This window comes from Microbacterium limosum (assembly GCF_036324365.1).
Classification (GTDB): Bacteria; Actinomycetota; Actinomycetes; order Actinomycetales; family Microbacteriaceae; genus Microbacterium; species Microbacterium limosum.
The window spans coordinates 2,405,666-2,423,216 of the sequence record NZ_CP137080.1 but is presented as its reverse complement, the minus strand read 5'-3'; the positions used below and the strand labels follow the sequence as shown (position 1 = coordinate 2,423,216).

The 17,551-nt window shown below is 71.1% G+C and carries 15 protein-coding genes; 8 read left to right on the top strand and 7 right to left on the bottom strand.

Annotated elements, in window-relative coordinates:
* Positions 1 to 4: 4 nt before the first annotated feature.
* The 3 genes from RYJ27_RS11690 (at position 5) to RYJ27_RS11680 (ending at position 4,032) form a co-directional block, all read left to right on the top strand.
* The gene (locus RYJ27_RS11690) at positions 5 to 295 is read left to right on the top strand and encodes an FmdB family zinc ribbon protein (protein WP_330170469.1); all 291 of its coding nucleotides are present in this window, start codon (positions 5 to 7) and stop codon (positions 293 to 295) included.
* 35 nt (positions 296 to 330) lie between these two features.
* Entirely contained in the window at positions 331 to 1,590 is a 1,260-nt protein-coding gene (fmdA, locus tag RYJ27_RS11685) for a formamidase (protein ID WP_330170468.1), read from the top strand.
* 132 nt (positions 1,591 to 1,722) lie between these two features.
* Entirely contained in the window at positions 1,723 to 4,032 is a 2,310-nt protein-coding gene (locus RYJ27_RS11680) for an FdhF/YdeP family oxidoreductase (RefSeq protein WP_422732838.1), read from the top strand.
* Between the two features lie 8 nt (positions 4,033 to 4,040).
* Here the strand turns inward: RYJ27_RS11680 and RYJ27_RS11675 are convergent, their stop codons facing one another.
* On the bottom strand, positions 4,041 to 5,108 hold the full coding sequence (locus RYJ27_RS11675) for a threonine aldolase family protein (protein WP_330170467.1): 1,068 nt from the start codon (positions 5,106 to 5,108) through the stop codon (positions 4,041 to 4,043).
* A gap of 45 nt (positions 5,109 to 5,153) precedes the next feature.
* Positions 5,154 to 6,608 (bottom strand): DUF6421 family protein, encoded by a 1,455-nt coding sequence (locus tag RYJ27_RS11670; RefSeq protein ID WP_330170466.1) that lies wholly within the window; start codon positions 6,606 to 6,608, stop codon positions 5,154 to 5,156.
* 149 nt (positions 6,609 to 6,757) lie between these two features.
* On the opposite strand from RYJ27_RS11670, the gene RYJ27_RS11665 reads away from it, so the two are divergent.
* Entirely contained in the window at positions 6,758 to 7,729 is a 972-nt protein-coding gene (locus RYJ27_RS11665) for a diacylglycerol/lipid kinase family protein (RefSeq protein WP_330170465.1), read from the top strand.
* Positions 7,730 to 7,786: 57 nt separating this feature from the next.
* Here the strand turns inward: RYJ27_RS11665 and RYJ27_RS11660 are convergent, their stop codons facing one another.
* Positions 7,787 to 8,293 (bottom strand): hypothetical protein, encoded by a 507-nt coding sequence (locus RYJ27_RS11660; RefSeq protein WP_330170464.1) that lies wholly within the window; start codon positions 8,291 to 8,293, stop codon positions 7,787 to 7,789.
* A 67-nt stretch (positions 8,294 to 8,360) separates the two neighbouring features.
* Here RYJ27_RS11660 and RYJ27_RS11655 point away from each other — a divergent pair, with 67 nt between their 5' ends.
* Complete coding sequence (locus RYJ27_RS11655; protein WP_330170463.1) at positions 8,361 to 8,999, top strand: 2-phosphosulfolactate phosphatase; 639 nt, start codon at positions 8,361 to 8,363, stop codon at positions 8,997 to 8,999.
* A 36-nt stretch (positions 9,000 to 9,035) separates the two neighbouring features.
* Here RYJ27_RS11655 and RYJ27_RS11650 read toward each other — a convergent pair whose 3' ends face one another.
* The 3 genes from RYJ27_RS11650 to RYJ27_RS11640 form a co-directional block, all read right to left on the bottom strand.
* Positions 9,036 to 9,524 carry a SprT-like domain-containing protein gene (locus RYJ27_RS11650; protein ID WP_330170462.1) on the bottom strand — a complete coding sequence of 163 codons (489 nt, stop codon included), beginning with the start codon at positions 9,522 to 9,524 and terminating at the stop codon, positions 9,036 to 9,038.
* A 34-nt stretch (positions 9,525 to 9,558) separates the two neighbouring features.
* A complete protein-coding gene (locus RYJ27_RS11645; protein WP_330170461.1) occupies positions 9,559 to 10,086 on the bottom strand; it encodes a hypothetical protein in 528 nt (175 codons plus the stop codon).
* A 94-nt stretch (positions 10,087 to 10,180) separates the two neighbouring features.
* On the bottom strand, positions 10,181 to 11,047 hold the full coding sequence (locus RYJ27_RS11640; RefSeq protein WP_330170460.1) for a spermidine synthase: 867 nt from the start codon (positions 11,045 to 11,047) through the stop codon (positions 10,181 to 10,183).
* Between the two features lie 41 nt (positions 11,048 to 11,088).
* On the opposite strand from RYJ27_RS11640, the gene pxpA reads away from it, so the two are divergent.
* Together pxpA and RYJ27_RS11630 are read left to right on the top strand one after the other, a co-directional pair.
* On the top strand, positions 11,089 to 11,844 hold the full coding sequence (pxpA, locus tag RYJ27_RS11635; protein ID WP_330170459.1) for a 5-oxoprolinase subunit PxpA: 756 nt from the start codon (positions 11,089 to 11,091) through the stop codon (positions 11,842 to 11,844).
* Positions 11,838 to 13,427, top strand: coding sequence for a 5-oxoprolinase subunit B/C family protein (locus RYJ27_RS11630; RefSeq protein ID WP_330170458.1), 1,590 nt, complete (start codon positions 11,838 to 11,840; stop codon positions 13,425 to 13,427). The genes pxpA and RYJ27_RS11630 overlap by 7 nt, the downstream gene beginning before the upstream one ends.
* Positions 13,428 to 13,433: 6 nt before the next feature.
* On the opposite strand, the gene RYJ27_RS11625 is transcribed toward RYJ27_RS11630, so the two are convergent.
* A complete protein-coding gene (locus RYJ27_RS11625) occupies positions 13,434 to 13,739 on the bottom strand; it encodes a DUF4062 domain-containing protein (protein WP_330170457.1) in 306 nt (101 codons plus the stop codon).
* A 306-nt stretch (positions 13,740 to 14,045) separates the two neighbouring features.
* On the opposite strand from RYJ27_RS11625, the gene rpoB reads away from it, so the two are divergent.
* Positions 14,046 to 17,540 carry a DNA-directed RNA polymerase subunit beta gene (gene rpoB / locus RYJ27_RS11620; protein WP_330170456.1) on the top strand — a complete coding sequence of 1,165 codons (3,495 nt, stop codon included), beginning with the start codon at positions 14,046 to 14,048 and terminating at the stop codon, positions 17,538 to 17,540.
* The last annotated feature ends 11 nt before the right edge of the window (positions 17,541 to 17,551 follow it).

The following is a 17,551-nucleotide window of genomic DNA, read 5'->3' as shown; positions in this document are numbered from 1 at the left end:
CCACATGCCCACGTACACCTTTCGCTGTCGCGAGGGCGACGTCTTCGAAGAGCGACACAGCATGGCCGAGGTCCCGGCGAACGCCATGTGCCCGCAGTGCGCGCAGCCTGCGGTGCGGCTTCCGAGTGCACCGCACCTGAGCGCCGCAGGCAGCTCCGCATACGGTCTCATCGACCGCAGCGCGCGCAGCGCGCACGAGCCGGAGGTGGTCCGCGGCGGTCTCCCCGGCGCCCCCCGTCGTTCGGGAGGTGGATACACCTCCAACCCGCTGCATCGCAAGCTTCCGAGGCCGTAGGCGACCCCGGCGGATCACCAGACAAGGAGAAAGCAATGCCTGACGTCATCTTCCCGCTGGACTCGACGAAGAAGTTCGAGGACCAGGAGAAAATCGGCCACAACAGGTGGCATCCGGAGATCCCGCCGGTGGCCACGGTCAAGCCGGGGGACTCGTTCCGCGTCGACTGCCGAGAGTGGTTCGACGGCGCCATCGTCAACGACGACTCAGCGGACGACATCCTCAATGCTCCGCTGCTGACCGTGCACAAGTTGAGCGGGCCGTTCGCCGTGGAGGGCGCGAAACCGGGAGACCTGCTCGTCGTCGACATCCTCGACGTCGGCCCCATCCCGCAGGAGGATTCCGGCCCGCTCGCGGGGCAGGGGTGGGGATACACGGGGATCTTCTCCCGGAACAACGGTGGGGGCTTCCTGGTCGATCAGTTCCCCGACGCGTACAAGGCGATCTGGGACTTCTCCGGCCAGACGGCGACCTCGCGGCACATCCCGGGCGTCTCTTTCACCGGACTCATCCACCCAGGGCTCATGGGAACCGCGCCCTCCGCCGAGCTGCTTGCGAAGTGGAACAAGCGTGAGCGGGACCTGATCGCCACCGACCCGGACCGCGTGCCTCCGCTGGCGCTTCCTCCGGAACCCCGAGAAGCGGTACTCGGTGGAGTGCCCGCATCCGACGTCGATCGCGTCGCCGGTGAGGCTGCCCGTACCGCGCCGCCGCGCGAGAACGGCGGCAACCAAGACATCAAGAACCTGTCCAAGGGCACGCGGATCTTCTACCCGGTCTTCGTCGATGGCGCGAACCTGTCTGTCGGCGACCTCCACTTCTCGCAGGGCGACGGGGAGATCACCTTCTGTGGCGCAATCGAGATGGGCGGGTTCATCGACCTGCGAGTCGAGATCATCCGGGGAGGAATGGATACCTACGGGGTGCAGGAGAACGCCATCTTCATGCCCGGCAACGTCGACCCGCGGTTCAGCGAATGGCTCGCATTCTCGGGGACCTCGGTGACCCTGGACGGCGAGCAGCGGTACCTCGACTCGCACCTGTCGTACCAGCGCGCGTGCCTGCACGCGATCGACTACCTCACGAAGTTCGGATACAGCCCCGAACAGGCCTATCTGCTCCTGGGCGCCGCACCCATCGAAGGCAGGCTCTCGGGCGTGGTGGATATTCCCAACTCGTGCTCGACGGTGTACCTGCCGACTTCGATCTTCGACTTCGACGTTCGGCCCTCGTCCGCGGGACCGACGCAGATCGACCCGGGGATCGGGGCCCCGCGCTCGGCGAACAGAAGCTGACACACACCGACAGGCGCGCAAGGGGAGCGCTCCTGTCACCACCGCGCACGCGAGCGGCGCGTCACTCTTCGGCTGACGCGCCGCCCGCGGAAGCGAAACTCTGGTGTTCATAGGCGGGGGAGGACGGACAACATGGCAGGCACGACGCGAGGTGGCGAGGACACCGGCGACCGCGTCCGCGTGACCGCTCCGATGAAATGGGCGGCGGGTATCCCTGGTGTCACCCACTCGGTCGTTCCGGCGCTCACCGGCATGGGCGTGGGACGGACGGTCAAGCTCCTCACGAAGATGAACCAGAAGGATGGCTTCGACTGCATGAGCTGCGCGTGGCCCGATCCCGACCACCGCAAGGTCGCTGAATTCTGCGAGAACGGCGCCAAAGCGGTCACCTGGGAGGCGACGCCGCTCGCCGTGCCGACCCAGTTCTGGGCATCGCATTCGATTCTTCAGCTGCGTGCCAAGAGCGAGTACTGGCTGGGTCAGCAAGGCCGGCTGGTTGAGCCGGTCTACAAGGCGAAAGGTGACGCACACTATCGGCCGATCAGCTGGGATGCGGCGTTCACGGTGATCGCCGATCGGCTGAACGCCCTGTCATCGCCGAACGAAGCGGCGTTCTACACCAGCGGGCGCGCCTCGAACGAGACCGCATTCGTGTACCAGCTGTTTGCGCGCGCCTTCGGCACCAACAACCTTCCGGACTGTTCGAACATGTGCCACGAGTCGTCCGGACTGGCCATGGAGGAAGCGATCGGGGTCGGGAAAGCGACGATCGGCTACGACGACTTCGAGAAGTCCGACCTGATCATCGTCATGGGGCAGAATCCGGGCACGAATCATCCGCGCATGCTGACCGCACTGGAGGACGCCAAGCGAGCCGGCGCCTCGATCGTGGCCATCAATCCGCTGCGGGAGGCCGGGCTCCTGCGTTACAAGAACCCGCAAACCGTGCGGGGGATCGTGGGCAAGGGCACGCAACTGGCCGACCTGTATCTGCAGGTCCGCCTCGGCGGCGACATGGCGCTGTTGCAGGCGGTGTCGAGGCGTGTCTTCGCCGCAGAGAAGGCGGCGCCGGGAACGGTACTCGACCGCGCTTTCCTGGACCGCCACTGTCAAGGGCTCGATGAGTTCGAACGCCACCTCGACGACCTCGATGAGTCGGCCGTCCTGGAGGCAACCGGACTGACCGCTGCCGAGATCGATGACCTTGCGGCCAGGTACATGGCCGCGGACAACGTGATCATCACCTGGGCGATGGGCCTCACCCAGCACAAGAAGGCAGTCCCCACGATCAAGGAGATCATGAACCTGTTGCTGCTGCGCGGCAACATCGGCAAGCCGGGCGCCGGTGCAGCGCCGATCCGCGGTCACAGCAACGTGCAGGGTGATCGCACGATGGGGGTCTGGGAGAAGATGCCCGACGCGTTCCTCGACGCCCTCGAAGCCGAGTTCGGTTTCTCCCCTCCGCGCGAGCACGGGCATGACAGCGTGCAGGCGATCCGGGCGATGCGCGACGGGCGGGTCAAGGTCTGGTTCGCGATGGGCGGCAATCTGGCTGCTGCGGTCTCGGATTCGGCGACGGCCGAGGAAGCGATGACCCGCACGGCGCTGACGGTGCAGGTGTCGACCAAGCTAAACCGATCACACACGGTCGTCGGCGAGGAGGCGCTCATCCTGCCGACGCTGGGTCGTAGCGAAATCGACCGACAGGACAGCGGCGAACAGTTCGTATCGGTCGAGGACACCGTCTGCGCCGTCCGGCCCTCACGCGGCCAAGTCGAACCGATCGCTCCCGGCCTTCTCTCGGAGGTCGCCATCGTCTCGCGGCTGGCACGCGAGGTTCTCGGCGATACGATCCCCGTCGACTGGGCGGCATTCGAGCGAGACTATGACACCATCCGGGAACACATCGCTCGAGTCGTACCAGGCTGCGAGGGCTATAACCAGCGAGTCCGGCAGCCGGGCGGTTTCGTCCTCGCCCATGGGCCGCGCGACTCCCGGACCTTCCCGACGCCGACCCGCAAGGCGATGATCACGGTCAATGAACTCGAGCACGTGGAATGTCCGCCTGGTCGTCTGCTCTTGCAGACGATCCGGTCCCATGACCAGTTCAACACCACGATCTATGGCTTGAATGACCGCTACCGAGGGATCAAGAACGGTCGCGCCGTGATTCTCGTCAACCCTGACGACCTGAGCGCGCTGGGGCTGGTCGACGGCCAGCAGGTGGACGTGTTCAGCGAATTCCCCGGCGACGCGGACCGCGAGCTCCGTGGGCTCCGCGCCGTCGCATATCCCACGGCACCGGGGTGTGCTGCCGCCTACTTCCCCGAGGCGAATGTCTTGGTTCCGCTGGAGAGCACCGCCGAGGGCAGCAACACCCCGGTGTCGAAGTCGGTGGTGATCAGGATCGAGCCGCACACAGAGCGTCTCGTTGCGGGATGACTCGTGTGCTAAGACGTGGTCTCGCGGGCGAGCTCCGCGGCGAACGCATCGACGTCGCCTTCGGTGGTGTCGAACGAGCACACCCAGCGCACCTCGTTCGTCCGCCTGTCCCAGTCGTAGAAGCGGAAGCTCTCGCGAAGCCGGTCGGCGACCCCCGGGGGCAGCGTCGCGAAGAGCGCGTTCGCCTGCGTCGGCTGGGTGAAGACGACCCCGCGTATCGAGCCGTCGGCGGTGCCCGTCTCGACCGCCGCGCGAAGCCGCGCCGCCATCGTGTTCGCGTGCGTCGCATTGCGCAGCCACAGGTCGCCCTCCAGGAGGGCCAACAGCTGGGCCGAGACGAACCGCATCTTCGACGACAGCTGCATGTCGAGCTTGCGCAGGTAGCGCAGCCCCTCCGACGCAGCCGGGTCGATCACGATGATCGCCTCGGCGATCATCGCGCCGTTCTTCGTGCCGCCGTAGCTCAGCACGTCGACGCCGGCGTCGGTGGTGAGCGCGCGCAGCGGAACGCCGAGGGATGCCGCGGCGTTCGACAGCCGCGCGCCGTCCATGTGCAGGCGTATGCCCCGCTCGTGAACGTGGTCGGCGATCGCGCGCACCTCCGCGGGGGTGTAGACCGTGCCGAGCTCGGTCGACTGCGTGATCGACACGACCAGCGGCTGGGCGCGGTGCTCGTCACCCCACCCCCACGCCTCGCGATCGATCAGCTCGGGGGTGAGCTTCCCGTCATCCGTCGGCACCGCCAGCAGCTTGATGCCCGCGACCCGCTCGGGCGCCCCGCCCTCGTCGACGTTGATGTGCGCCGAGGAGGCCGTGACGACGGCGCCCCACCGCGGCAGCATCGACTGCAGCCCGACGACGTTCGCGCCCGTGCCGTTGAAGACGGGGAACGCCAGGGCCCCGTCGCCGAAGTGCCCCCGCAACACCTCCTGCAGCCGCCGGGTGTAGGCGTCCTCGCCGTAGGCGACCTGGTGCCCGTCGTTGGCCGCGGCGATGGCGGCGAGCACCTCGGGGTGGATGCCGGAGTAGTTGTCGGAGGCGAATCCGCGCACGGCGCCGTCGTGGAGGGGGGTCACCCCCACAGCCTACGAGGCAGCCGCGCGCGGATCGCGGGGCGGGTTTCAGGCCCGGATGCCGCGCGTCGAGGCGATGACGGGGCGCAGCTTGTGCTCGAGGGCCTCGTAGAACATCGACAGCGGGAACTCGTCCTCGAGCACGGCGTCGGTGTAGCCCCTAGGCGGGCCGGCGAGCACCGCGGGCGGCAGGCCCGCGGCCCACGCCGACGCCGGATGAGGGGTGAGAACGCCGCGGATGAGCTCGTACGCCGCGAGCCAGTGGGCGACCTTCGGGCGGTCGATCGAGCGCCAGTAGAGCTCGTCGATCGCGTCGCCCAGGGCGACGACCGCGGCGGGCGCGTCGTCCCAGTCGACGCGGAGGGCCGTGTCCGTCCAGTGCAGCACGCCGCGCTGGTGCAGCCACGCGAACAGCAGCTGGCCGCCGAGCCCGTCGTAGTTGCGCACGCGGGACCCCGTGAGGGCGAAGCGGAAGATGCGATCGAACACGACGGCGTACTGCACGAGCCGCGCTTTCTCCCGCGTCTCCTCCTCGAGGTCCGAGCGCTCCGCGTGAGCGCTCAGGCGGCGCTCGATGTCCACGCACTCCCGATACGCCGTCAGGTCGCACCGCAGCTCCTCGAGCGAGTAGAGGAAGTACGGCATCCGCTGCTTGATCATGAACGGGTCGAAGGGCAGGTCGCCTCGCATGTGGGTGCGGTCGTGGATGAGGTCCCACATCACGAAGGTCTGCTCGGCGAGGTGCTGGTCATCCAGCATCCGCTGCGCATCCGCCGGCATCGCCAGCTTCGTCACCTCGGCCGCCGCCGCGACCACCCGCCGGTATCGGGCGGCCTCCCTGTCCTGGAAGATCGCCCCCCACGTGAACTCCGGCACCTCGCGCACGGCCACCGTCTCGGGGAACAGCACGGCGGAGTCGGTGTCGTACCCCGCCGTGAAGTCCACGAGCCGCAGCGAGACGAACAGCCGGTTGCCGTAGTCCCCGGCCTCGAGCGCGGCGATCGCCTCGGGCCAAATCGTCTCGACGAGCACGGCCTCCAGCAGCCGCTCGCGCGAGCCGTTCTGGGTGTACATCGGGAAGACCACGAGGTGGCGGAGCCCGTCGATGCGGTGCCGCTCGGGGTGGAAGGCGACGAGGGCGTCCAGGAAGTCGGGCACCCCGAAGCCCCCCTCGGCCCAGCGTCGCAGATCCGCTCCGCATGCCGCGAGATAGGACGCGTCATGCGGGAACCGGGGAGCGAGCTCGGCGATCGCGGCGCGGATGCGCGTCGCGTGGGCGCGCGCGACATCGTGATCGCGGGGGTCCGGTACCGACCCGTCCGGCGCCTGCAGGCCCTGCAGGGCCGAGACGGCCTCCCGCAGGCCGAGCCAGCTCTCCGAGCGCTCGACGCCCGCCGCGAGGGCGACGGCCGCGGCATCCGGCGCGGAGTCCTCGACGACCTCGGGTTCGCCGACGATCGCCTTCAGGACACCGGGGGTGGGGTGCGTCGGGCTGACGGACATGGGAACCTCCTTTTCGTCGAGGCTCGGGCGCCCACCCCGCCGGCGGGCGCGATGGCATCAGCGTACGACCGCCTCCGCCGGAATACATCGCGCGGTGGATTCCCGCCCGCCCACCACGGGCTCCGTCTCGTGAGGGTATGGTCGCTGCAATGAGCATCGACCTTCCCACGTCCCCCGACGGTGCGGGCGTGCTCTTGCTCACCAACCGATCGGCCGGAACCGCCGTCGTGCGCGCCGACCCGCTTCCGGGCATCCGCGAGCGCCTGCCCGCCGCGCGCATCCACGCGCTCACCGGCGACGACACCCCCGGCGGCGTGCTCGCGGCCGCGCTCGCCGGAGCCGAGCCGCCCCGCGTGCTCGGCGTCCTCGGCGGCGACGGGTCGGTGGCCTCGGCGGCGCAGGCGGCCCGCGATGCCGGGCTGCCACTGCTCGTGCTGCCTGGCGGCACCTTCAACCACTTCGCGCGGGCCCTCGGCATCGACACCCCCGACGCGGCGCTCGACGCGTTCGTCGCCGGGCGCGGTGTGCGGGTCGGCGTCGCGGTCCTCGACGCGGGTGAGGGCGAGATGACGGTGCTCAACACGGGCGCCCTCGGCATCTATCCCGACTTCGTCGCGCAGCGCGACCGGCTGCGCGGTCGCCTCGGGAAGTGGGTCGCCGGCGTCGTCGCGGCCGTGCGGGTGCTGCGCCGCGCCGACCCGCTGGAGGTCGAGATCGACGGGCGGCGGATGCGGGTGTGGTCGGTGTTCGTGGGGGTGGGCCGCAACTCGCCCGAGCGCATCGCGACGATGCAGCGCTGGCTCGTCGACGACGACGTGCTCGATGTGCGGATCGTGCACGCCCGGGGCCCGCGCGTGCGGGCGATGGCGTCGCTCGCCTTCGGGCGCCGTACGGTGTCGGTGCTCCGGGCGCTGCGGCTCATGCCGCGCGCCACCGACATCGAGCGCGTCCTGACCCCTCGCATCGAGATCGCGCTCCGCGCGGACGTCGCCCGCGGCATCCCGCCCTTCGTGCACGACGGCGAGGTCGAGACCGTCGCGACGGCCCGGACGGGCGGCGAGGGGCCCCGGCTCTCCGTGCGCGTGGAGATGCTGCCGGGGTCGCTCGACGTCTACCGCTGAGCGGGAGACGTCATGCTCGGGAGGCGCCGGATGCCGGACCTGCGGGGCTGCGTCCGCTCAGCCGGCGTCGGGCTCGGGCGGGTCGTAGGCCCACGAGGGGGCGAGCCCGCGGATGCGGGCCGCACGCCACTGCCAGAGGGCCCACAGCCCGGGCCACAGGACGGGCGCCGCGGCCCCTCCGATCACGAGACGCTCGCGCCAGAGGGTGCGTGCGGGGTCGCCGGGCGCGGGGGAGACCGCCATCTGGTGGTCCCACACATCCAGCGCGGCGAGAGGCCCCGTCAGCGGGATGCCGCTGTCGCGGAGGATGCGCACACGCCCGTCCCGCTCGGTCGCCGTCCGGTCGCTGAGGTGGAGGAACTGCCGGCCGGCGGGTAGTCCCGCCACCTCCAGCTGGACGGCGGCGTCGGTGCCCGGTTCCCACCGCGTCGGCAGCGGGGTCGGAGCCAGGGGGCGCATCGTGAGGAGCGGACCATACAGCTCCGCCACGGCGGCGGGCGAGTGCAGGGCGCGCCACGCGGCATCCGCATCGCAGTCGATCACGTGCTTGAGCAGAATGCGCATGCCCGCAGTCTCTCATCCGCGTCGGCTCGGATTGTCCGCCTCCGTGGCGTCGCCGTAGGCTCTCGGGGTGACCTCGAGCCCCGCGCCCCGCCCACACGACCAGTCGACGTACCAGGTGCGTCTCGAGTGGGGCCCCGCGGGCCTGGCCCGCCTCGCGCCGTCCGACGTCGTCGTCGTCGTCGACGTGCTCGACTCCTCGACGAGGGCGGTCGAGGCCGCCGCGGCCGGCGAGGAGATCCTGCTCGATCGCCTCGACCCCGTGGTCGGCGAGATCGCGCGCGTCGCAGGGCCCGACGCGATCGTTCTCGCGGCCGGCCTGGTGAACGCCCGGGCGGTCGCGGAGGCCGTCCTCGCCGAGCAGACCCGCCGCGCGGGCCGCACGAGCGTCGCGATCATCGCCGCGGGCGAGCTCGTCGCGCCGGATGCCGCGGACCTCGTGCACCCGGCGGTCGAGGACCAGCTCGGGGCCGGGGCCGTCGTGGCGGCGCTCGGCGACCTCGGGATCGACCACACCTCTCCCGACGCGGCCGTCGCGGCGGAGGGCTTCCGGGCGCTGCGCGGAGCCGTGCGGCACCTGCTCACGGCGAGCGGATCGGGTCGCGCAATGGCCGCACGAGGCGAGCGCGACGCGGTCGCGGGCGCCGCCGTCCACGACAGCGCCGGCGTCGTGCCTGTGCTCCGCGACGGCGGATTCCGGCCGCTCTGAGCCGGCGGGGCCGCCGCGACGGCGAGACGGCGCCGGTCAGCGGGGCGTCAGGGCGGCGAGCCTCTCGGCGGGGGTGATCTCGCGGCGCTGCCAGACGAAGAGGTGGCGCTCGTCGAAGCGGCGCGCGCACTGCGCGCAGGAGGCGGGTCGCGTCGGGCGCCGGTGCCGGTAGGCGAGGTGGCCCGCCGGACAGGTGCCCACCCACGGAGCGAGCTCGGTGGCCGTCTCGCCGTGATGCGTCGTGCCCCCGGTGTAGCCCAGTTCGCGCGCGATGCGCTTCCACGTGCGACCGTGCCCCGCGGCGGGGCCCGCGAGGGCGTGCGCCACCTCGTGCAGCAGCGTCTGGTGGTTCGTCTCGTCGTCGTACCGCGCCGTGAGGTACCGCGACACGCTGATGCGGTGTCGCGTGTAGTCGCACAGGCCGGCGCGGCGCTTGGCGTTGTCGAAAGCGAACGACCACGTCTCGTCGAGGTGGAGCGCGATGAGGGCTTCGGCCCACACGCGCACGCGCTGCAGATCGGACATGGCGTGAGGGTAGAGCGTGCCTACGACACGCGGGTCAGCTGGCGACGACGTCGCGGGTGCGGCGTCGGTCGGCGGCATCCACCGCGAGCAGCGTCGATTCCAGCTCTGCGTCGGAGGCTCCCGACTCCTGCCGCAGGAAGAGAGCCCGTTTGAAGTCGCGGCGGGCGAGATCGAAGGCGCCGGCCTCGTAGTGGACCTTGCCCCGGTGCTGGGCCGCGAAGGCGGCGATCGAGGCCCATCCCTGGCCCTCGGCCTCCTCGGCGCACGTGTCGAGCTCGTGAGCCGCGGCGGCGAACGCGCCGCGGCGCTGCAGCACCGTCGCGTGGAGGATGCGCGCTCGCAGGAGGTCCTTGCGGGTGCCGGCCATGCGGGCCACGCGGACGGACTCCTCCGAGACGACGAGCGCGTCGTCGAGCCGTTCGAGCACCTTCAGCAGCCAGACCCGCTCCAGGAGGGAGGGCAGACTGCGCTTGTCTCCGAGCTCGTCCAGGCGTGCCAGGCATTCGGCGGGATCGATGATCTCGCGAAGAGTCTCGGGATCGTACCCGTGGATGTAGCTCACCGTGACCTCCTCACTCGCCCCGGACCCGAACCGGCCGGCGTGCCCTGACAGTCTGCAACGAGGACCGTGCGTCCCCGTGCCTGGCGCGCCGCGATCATCGGAACAGCGACGAGGACGGGCGCGGGGATGCCTCGGCATCCGCATCGTGCACGACGCGCGCCCCCGCGACGAACGCGTCGAGCTCCGCCCCCGCGGCCACCTTGGCGGGGTGGGGTCCCGCCGCCATGAGTCGCGGCAGCCACTCGGTGGGCAGCGGCGACGACGACGCCGCGATCACGAGGTTCCCGAAACGGCGCCCCTTCAGCACCTGCACCTCCGCGAGCACGATGACGTGCGGGAGGGCGCCCCGCACGGTCGCCACCTGTCCTCGGGCGAACCGCAGCCCGGCGCCGTCGGCGACGTTGACCAGGAGCACGCCGTCGTCGGCGAGGAGCGCCAGCGCGGCGTCGTAGAACTCCGCCGAGGTCAGGTGGGCGGGGGTCTGCGATCCCGCGAACACGTCGGAGACGAGCAGGTCGACCTGGCCGCGAAGGCCCGCGGGCAGGTTCCCGAGCACGGTACGGGCGTCGCCGATGCGGGTGCGGATCGAGGCCCCGGCGGGAAGGGGGAGGTGCTCTCGCACGAGGTCGATGAGGGGCTGCTCCAGCTCGATCACCTGCTGCCGGGACCCGGGGCGGGTGTGTGCGATGTAGCGCGGCAGCGTCATGGCGCCCGCGCCCAGGTGCACCGCGGTGAGCGGCTGCCCCGGCATCCGCAGCCGGTCGATCACGGCGGCCATCCGCCCGATGTACTCGAAGTGCAGGTGCGTGGGGTCGTCGAGATCGACGTGCGACTGGGGTGTGCCGTCGACCTCGAGTTCGTGCCCCGAGGTGTACGGCGAGGGCACGATGCGCGCCAGGGTCCCGTCGCCCAGGCGCGCCTGGGGCGGCTCGGCGGCATCGCCCCGGCGGGTTCTGGCCATGTGCACCACCGTACCGACAGCCCCGGGGCTAGCGTGGGGGCGTGGCCGTCATCGATCTCAACGCCGACCTGGGCGAGACCGTCGACGGCGTCGCCACGGCCGACGACGCGGCGATGTTCGAGGTCGTCTCGAGCGCGAGCATCGCGTGCGGCGGACACGCGGGCGACGACCGCTCGATGGCGGATGCCGCGCGGCGCGCCCGCGAGCGCGGCGTCGCCGTCGGTGCGCACCCGTCCTACCCCGACCGGGCCGGCTTCGGCCGGCGGGCCGTGTCCCTCCCGCCCGGCGAGCTGCGTGCGAGCGTCGCGGGTCAGCTCGCGGCGCTGCGGCGCGCGGGCGCCGACATCCGCTACGTCAAGCCGCACGGCGCGCTCTACCACGCCGTCACGGTCGATGCGGGCCAGGCGGACGCCGTCGTGGCGGTCGTCGCCGAGCTCTCGGAAAGGGTTGGCAGCCCGCTGCCGATCCTCGGGCTCGACGGCGCCATCGCGCGGGCGGCCGAGCGCGCCGGGCTCCCCTTCGTCCGCGAGGCGTTCCTGGATCGCGGCTATCGCCCCGACGGCACCCTCGTGCCGCGCGGACAGCGGGGCGACCTGCTGCACGACTCCGCCCTCGTCGCGCGGCGCGCCGTCAGGCTCGCCCTCGACGGCGTCGTCGAGGCGGAGGACGGCGGCGAGGTCGTCGCCGGCGCGGCATCCCTGTGCCTTCACGGCGACACGCCCGCCGCGGTCGAGATGGCCCGTGCCGTGAGGGCGGCGCTGGATGCCGCGGGGGTCGAGGTGCGCGCGCCGTGGTGAGCCCCGACGCCGGTCGCGGTGCGGTGGGCGCCGCGGGCGGGGCGCCCGTGCTCCGGCTGCTGCCGATGGGGGACCGCGCCGTGCTCGCCGAGGTCGCCGGGCTTGCGGAGGCGACGGCGCTGCGCGAGGCGCTCGCGGGGTCGGCGCCCCGCGGCGTCGTCGATATCGTGCCCGCGGCGCGCACCGTGCTGGTGCAGTTCGACCCCGGGGTGCTCCCCGTCGCCGCGGCGCGGGCATGGATCCGCGCCGCGCACGACGAAGGGGGCTCCGCGTCACCGGGACCGGCCGTCGGCGTCGAGCTTCCCATCGTGTACGACGGGCCCGACCTCGACGAGACCGCGCGGATGCTGGGGATGGGCGCCGAGGCGCTCGCCGCGCGGCACGCGGGCGCAGCGTGGACCGTCGCCTTCGGCGGCTTCGCGCCCGGCTTCGCCTACCTCGTCGCGCCCGACTGGTCCTTCGAGGTGCCCCGCCTCGAGGCGCCCCGCACCCGTGTGCCGCCGGGCGCCGTGGGTCTGGCGGGCGAGTTCACCGGCGCCTACCCCCGGGCCACCCCCGGCGGCTGGCGCCTGATCGGCACGACCGGCGCGGTGCTGTTCGACCCCGTCCGGGAAAGGCCCGCACTGCTCGCTCCCGGCACGCGGGTCACGTGGCGACCCGGTCGTGCGCGCTCGGCCGCGGCCGCGGCCCCGATGCCCCCCGCGGACCGGGGCGCGGGGGGCATCGAGGTCCTCGAACCGGGGCTGCTGGCGACCGTGCAGGATCTGGGGCGTCCCGGCCACGCGGCGGTCGGCGTGGCCGTCTCCGGTGCGCTCGACCGCGCGGCGCTGCGCCTGGGGAACCGGCTGGTCGGCAATCGCGAAACCGCCGCGGGCATCGAGATCACCCTCGGCGGGTTCCGGGCCCGCGCCCGCTCGGACCAGTGGATCGCGATCACCGGCGCGGCGCCCGCCGTCACGATCGACGGGGTGGCCGTCGACGCGCAGCGCGCCCTGCTCTGGCCGGCGGGGACCGAGCTGCGCCTGGGCTGGGCGCAGCACGGCGCCCGCGCGTACGCGGCGGTGCGGGGCGGCATCCGGGCGCCCGTCGTCGCGGGGTCGCGGGCGACCGATCGACTCGCGGGGATCGGGCTGCCGCACCTCGCGGCGGGCGATGCGCTCGAGGCGGGCGAGGATGCCGCGGGCCCCGTGCCGCCCGTCGACGTGGTGCCGTGGAGCGTGCCGCCCGACATCCTCGAGATCGAGCTCGCGGAGGGGCCGCGCGCCGACTGGTTCTCCCCCGACGCGCTGCGACTGCTCTTCGACGCATCCTGGCGCGTGGGCGCCGAGGCCGATCGTGTCGGCATCCGGCTCGAGGGTCCTCCGATCGAGCGCCTCCGCGGCGGGGAGCTGCCGAGCGAGCCGATGGTGCCCGGCGCCATCCAGGTGCCGCCGTCCGGCCAGCCCACCGTCCTCCTCGCCGACGGACCGGTCACGGGCGGATACCCGGTCATCGCGGTCGTCGCCGCGGCATCCCTCGACGCCGTCGGGCAGGCGCGGCCGGGCACGCTCCTGCGCTTCCGGCACGCGCGGCGGGCGCCCTGACCGGCGTCAGGTGCGTGCCTCGGCACGCCACGCACTGATCGTCGCCGCGGCTTCCGTGTCCGGCACGCCGGCGAGGGCGTACTCGGCCGCCTCGAGGACGCCGTACTCGCGTCCGCGGTCGATCGCCGCCTGCAGCGCCGCGGCGTGGGGACCGTGCTCGAATATCACGGGGGCCAGGCGCAGCCCCGCGATGGCCGCGCGCGCAGCCCGGCGCTCGGCTTCGAGTTCGCGCAGCGTCGAGGAGACGAAGATCCGAAGCCGCTGGTCCGGTGTGCGGATCGCACGCGTCGGTGCACCGTTCCCCGCGGTCATGCGGTTCATTGTGGCCCCGAGGGGCCCTCGCGTCCAGAGACGGAGGACTCGGGGGTGGGCGAGCTCGGGCGCGTTTATACCGTAGGAACGAAAACCCGTCAAGGATCACGCTGGACACAGCGCGGCAATCGACGTATAGTGGCTGTTTGCGCTCCTAGGTTCCCCCTGCCTTCATATGGTGGTCGGCTGGTTCTGTGCGCCCCCCGCGTGAGCGGCGTGCGGCGACAGGATATCGGGGAAAGACGAGCAATCCACCCACGACAAGGAATCTAGCGGCCCCTCACCGGGCCCATGGAGGTTATCCCCTTGGCTGCTGCGCGCAACGCATCCACCACCCCCACCAAGAACGGACGCGGAGCTTCGCGTCTCTCGTTCGCCAAGATCTCCGACACGCTGACGGTCCCCGACCTGCTGGCACTGCAGACCGAGTCGTTCGACTGGCTCGTCGGCAACGAGGCGTGGCAGACGCGCCTGGCCGAGGCGCAGGCCGCCGGTCGCACCGACATCGCACTCAAGAGCGGACTCGAGGAGATCTTCGAGGAGATCTCGCCGATCGAGGACCTCTCGGAGACGATGCAGCTGTCGTTCACGAACCCCTACCTCGAGCCCGAGAAGTACTCGATCGAGGAGTGCAAGGAGCGGGGCAAGACCTACGCCGCACCGCTGTACGTCGAGGCCGAGTTCATGAACCACCAGACCGGTGAGATCAAGACGCAGACGGTCTTCATGGGCGACTTCCCGCTCCAGACCGACAAGGGCACGTTCATCATCAACGGCACCGAGCGCGTCGTCGTCTCGCAGCTCGTGCGCTCGCCCGGTGTGTACTTCGACAAGACGCCCGACAAGACGAGTGACAAGGACATCGTCTCGGCGCGCATCATCCCGAGCCGCGGCGCGTGGCTCGAGTTCGAGGTCGACAAGCGCGACCAGGTCGGCGTGCGCATCGACCGCAAGCGCAAGCAGTCGGTGACCGTCTTCCTCAAGGCGCTGGGCCTGACCAGCGAGGACATCCTGAACGAGTTCGCCGGCTTCGACTCGATCGAGGAGACGCTGTCGAAGGACACGATCCTCACGAAGGAAGACGCGCTCCGCGACATCTACCGCAAGCTCCGTCCGGGCGAGCAGGTCGCCGCCGAGGCCGCCCGCGCGCTGCTGGACAACTTCTACTTCAACCCGAAGCGCTACGACCTGGCCAAGGTCGGTCGGTACAAGATCAACCAGAAGCTCGGTCTCGACACGGCCCTGTCGGACTCGGTGCTCACCGTCGACGACATCGTCGCGACGATCAAGTATCTCGTCCGTCTGCACCGCGGCGACGCGACCTTCGAGGGGATCCGCGGCGGCAAGACCGCCGAGATCCGCCTCGACGTCGACGACATCGACAACTTCGGCAACCGCCGCATCCGCGCCGTCGGAGAGCTCATCCAGAACCAGGTCCGCACGGGTCTCTCGCGCATGGAGCGCGTCGTGCGCGAGCGCATGACGACGCAGGACATCGAGGCCATCACGCCCCAGACCCTGATCAACGTGCGCCCCGTCGTCGCCGCGATCAAGGAGTTCTTCGGAACGAGCCAGCTGTCGCAGTTCATGGACCAGAACAACCCGCTCGCGGGCCTGACCCACAAGCGCCGCCTCTCGGCGCTCGGTCCCGGCGGTCTGTCCCGTGAGCGCGCCGGCGTCGAGGTCCGCGACGTCCACCCGTCGCACTACGGCCGCATGTGCCCGATCGAGACGCCGGAAGGCCCGAACATCGGTCTGATCGGCTCGCTCGCCTCGTTCGCCCGGATCAACGCGTTCGGCTTCATCGAGACGCCGTACCGTCGCGTGGTCGACGGCCGCGTCACCGACGACATCGACTACCTCACCGCCAGCGAGGAGAACGACTTCATCGTCGCCCAGGCCAACGCGCCCCTGAAGGCCGACGGCCACTTCGTCGAGGAGCGCGTCCTCGCCCGCCGCGGCAAGGGCGGCGAGGTCGACCTCTTCCACCCCGAGGAGATCGGGTACATGGATGTCTCGCCGCGCCAGATGGTGTCGGTCGCGACCTCGCTCGTGCCCTTCCTCGAGCACGACGACGCGCAGCGCGCGCTCATGGGCGCCAACATGCAGCGTCAGGCCGTGCCGCTGTTGCGCAGCGACTCGCCGTTCGTGGGCACCGGTATGGAGGGCTACGCGGCCGTCGACGCCGGCGACGTCATCACGGCGCAGAAGGCCGGCGTCGTGATGGAGGTCTCCGCCGACGTCGTGACCGTGCAGCTCGACGAGGGCGGAACGCAGGACTACTACCTGCGCAAGTTCGACCGCTCCAACCAGGGCACCTCCTACAACCAGCGCGTCGTCGTGAGCGCCGGCGAGCGGGTCGAGGTCGGCGAGGTCATCGCCGACGGTCCCGCCACCGAGAACGGCGAGCTGGCCCTCGGCAAGAACCTCCTCGTGGCGTTCATGCCGTGGGAGGGTCACAACTTCGAGGACGCGATCATCCTCAACCAGGATCTGGTGAAGGACGACACCCTCTCCTCGATCCACATCGAGGAGTACGAGGTCGACGCGCGCGACACCAAGCTCGGCAAGGAGGAGATCACCCGTGACCTCCCCAACGTCAGCCCCGACCTGCTGAAGGACCTCGACGAGCGCGGCATCATCCGCATCGGCGCCGAGGTCCGCCCCGGCGACATCCTGGTCGGCAAGGTCACGCCCAAGGGCGAGACCGAGCTCTCGGCCGAGGAGCGACTGCTGCGCGCGATCTTCAACGAGAAGAGCCGCGAGGTCCGCGACACGTCGCTGAAGGTGCCCCACGGTGAGCAGGGCACGATCATCGCGGTCAAGGAGTTCAACGCCGAGGACGGCGACGACGAGCTCGGCTCGGGCGTCAACCGCCGCGTCGTGGTCTACATCGCCCAGAAGCGCAAGATCACCGAGGGCGACAAGCTCGCCGGCCGCCACGGCAACAAGGGTGTCATCGCGAAGATCCTCCCGGTCGAGGACATGCCCTTCCTCCCCGACGGCACGCCGGTCGACGTCGTGCTCAACCCGCTCGGCATCCCGGGCCGGATGAACTTCGGCCAGGTGCTCGAGACCCACCTCGGGTGGATCGCGAAGCAGGGCTGGAAGGTCGAGGGGAACCCGGAGTGGGCGCAGCTGCTGCCCGAGGAGGCCCGTGAGGCAGCCCCCGGCACCAAGGTCGCCACGCCCGTCTTCGACGGCGCGCGCGAGGAGGAGATCCGGGGTCTGCTCGACTCGACCCTCCCCACCCGCGACGGCGACCGCCTCATCGACTCCTCCGGCAAGACGCGCCTGTTCGACGGGCGCTCGGGCGAGCCGTTCCCCGACCCCGTCTCGGTCGGCTACATGTACATCCTGAAGCTGCACCACCTCGTCGACGACAAGATCCACGCACGCTCGACGGGCCCGTACTCGATGATCACGCAGCAGCCGCTGGGTGGTAAGGCGCAGTTCGGCGGCCAGCGCTTCGGTGAGATGGAGGTGTGGGCGCTCGAGGCCTACGGTGCCGCGTACGCGCTGCAGGAGCTCCTCACGATCAAGTCCGACGACATCCTCGGCCGCGTCAAGGTGTACGAGGCGATCGTCAAGGGCGAGAACATCCAGGAGCCCGGCATCCCCGAGTCCTTCAAGGTGCTCATCAAGGAGATGCAGTCGCTCTGCCTGAACGTCGAGGTGCTCTCGGCCGACGGCACGGCGGTCAACCTCCGAGACACCGACGACGACGCCTTCCGCGCCGCCGAGGAGCTCGGCATCAACATCTCCTCCCGGTTCGAGTCCTCGTCGATCGACGAGATCTGAGCCAGGCCCGA

What these genes read in the sequence shown, in the direction of transcription:
- fmdA (WP_330170468.1), top strand. Translation starts at nt 331, where the DNA reads ATGCCTGACGTCATCTTCCCGCTGGACTCGACGAAGAAGTTCGAGGAC.
- RYJ27_RS11640 (WP_330170460.1), bottom strand. Translation starts at nt 11,047, where the DNA reads ATGGCCAGAACCCGCCGGGGCGATGCCGCCGAGCCGCCCCAGGCGCGC.
- RYJ27_RS11625 (WP_330170457.1), bottom strand. Translation starts at nt 13,739, where the DNA reads ATGACCGCGGGGAACGGTGCACCGACGCGTGCGATCCGCACACCGGAC.
- RYJ27_RS11650 (WP_330170462.1), bottom strand. Translation starts at nt 9,524, where the DNA reads ATGTCCGATCTGCAGCGCGTGCGCGTGTGGGCCGAAGCCCTCATCGCG.
- RYJ27_RS11660 (WP_330170464.1), bottom strand. Translation starts at nt 8,293, where the DNA reads ATGCGCATTCTGCTCAAGCACGTGATCGACTGCGATGCGGATGCCGCG.
- RYJ27_RS11665 (WP_330170465.1), top strand. Translation starts at nt 6,758, where the DNA reads ATGAGCATCGACCTTCCCACGTCCCCCGACGGTGCGGGCGTGCTCTTG.
- RYJ27_RS11690 (WP_330170469.1), top strand. Translation starts at nt 5, where the DNA reads ATGCCCACGTACACCTTTCGCTGTCGCGAGGGCGACGTCTTCGAAGAG.
- RYJ27_RS11680 (WP_422732838.1), top strand. Translation starts at nt 1,723, where the DNA reads ATGGCAGGCACGACGCGAGGTGGCGAGGACACCGGCGACCGCGTCCGC.
- RYJ27_RS11670 (WP_330170466.1), bottom strand. Translation starts at nt 6,608, where the DNA reads ATGTCCGTCAGCCCGACGCACCCCACCCCCGGTGTCCTGAAGGCGATC.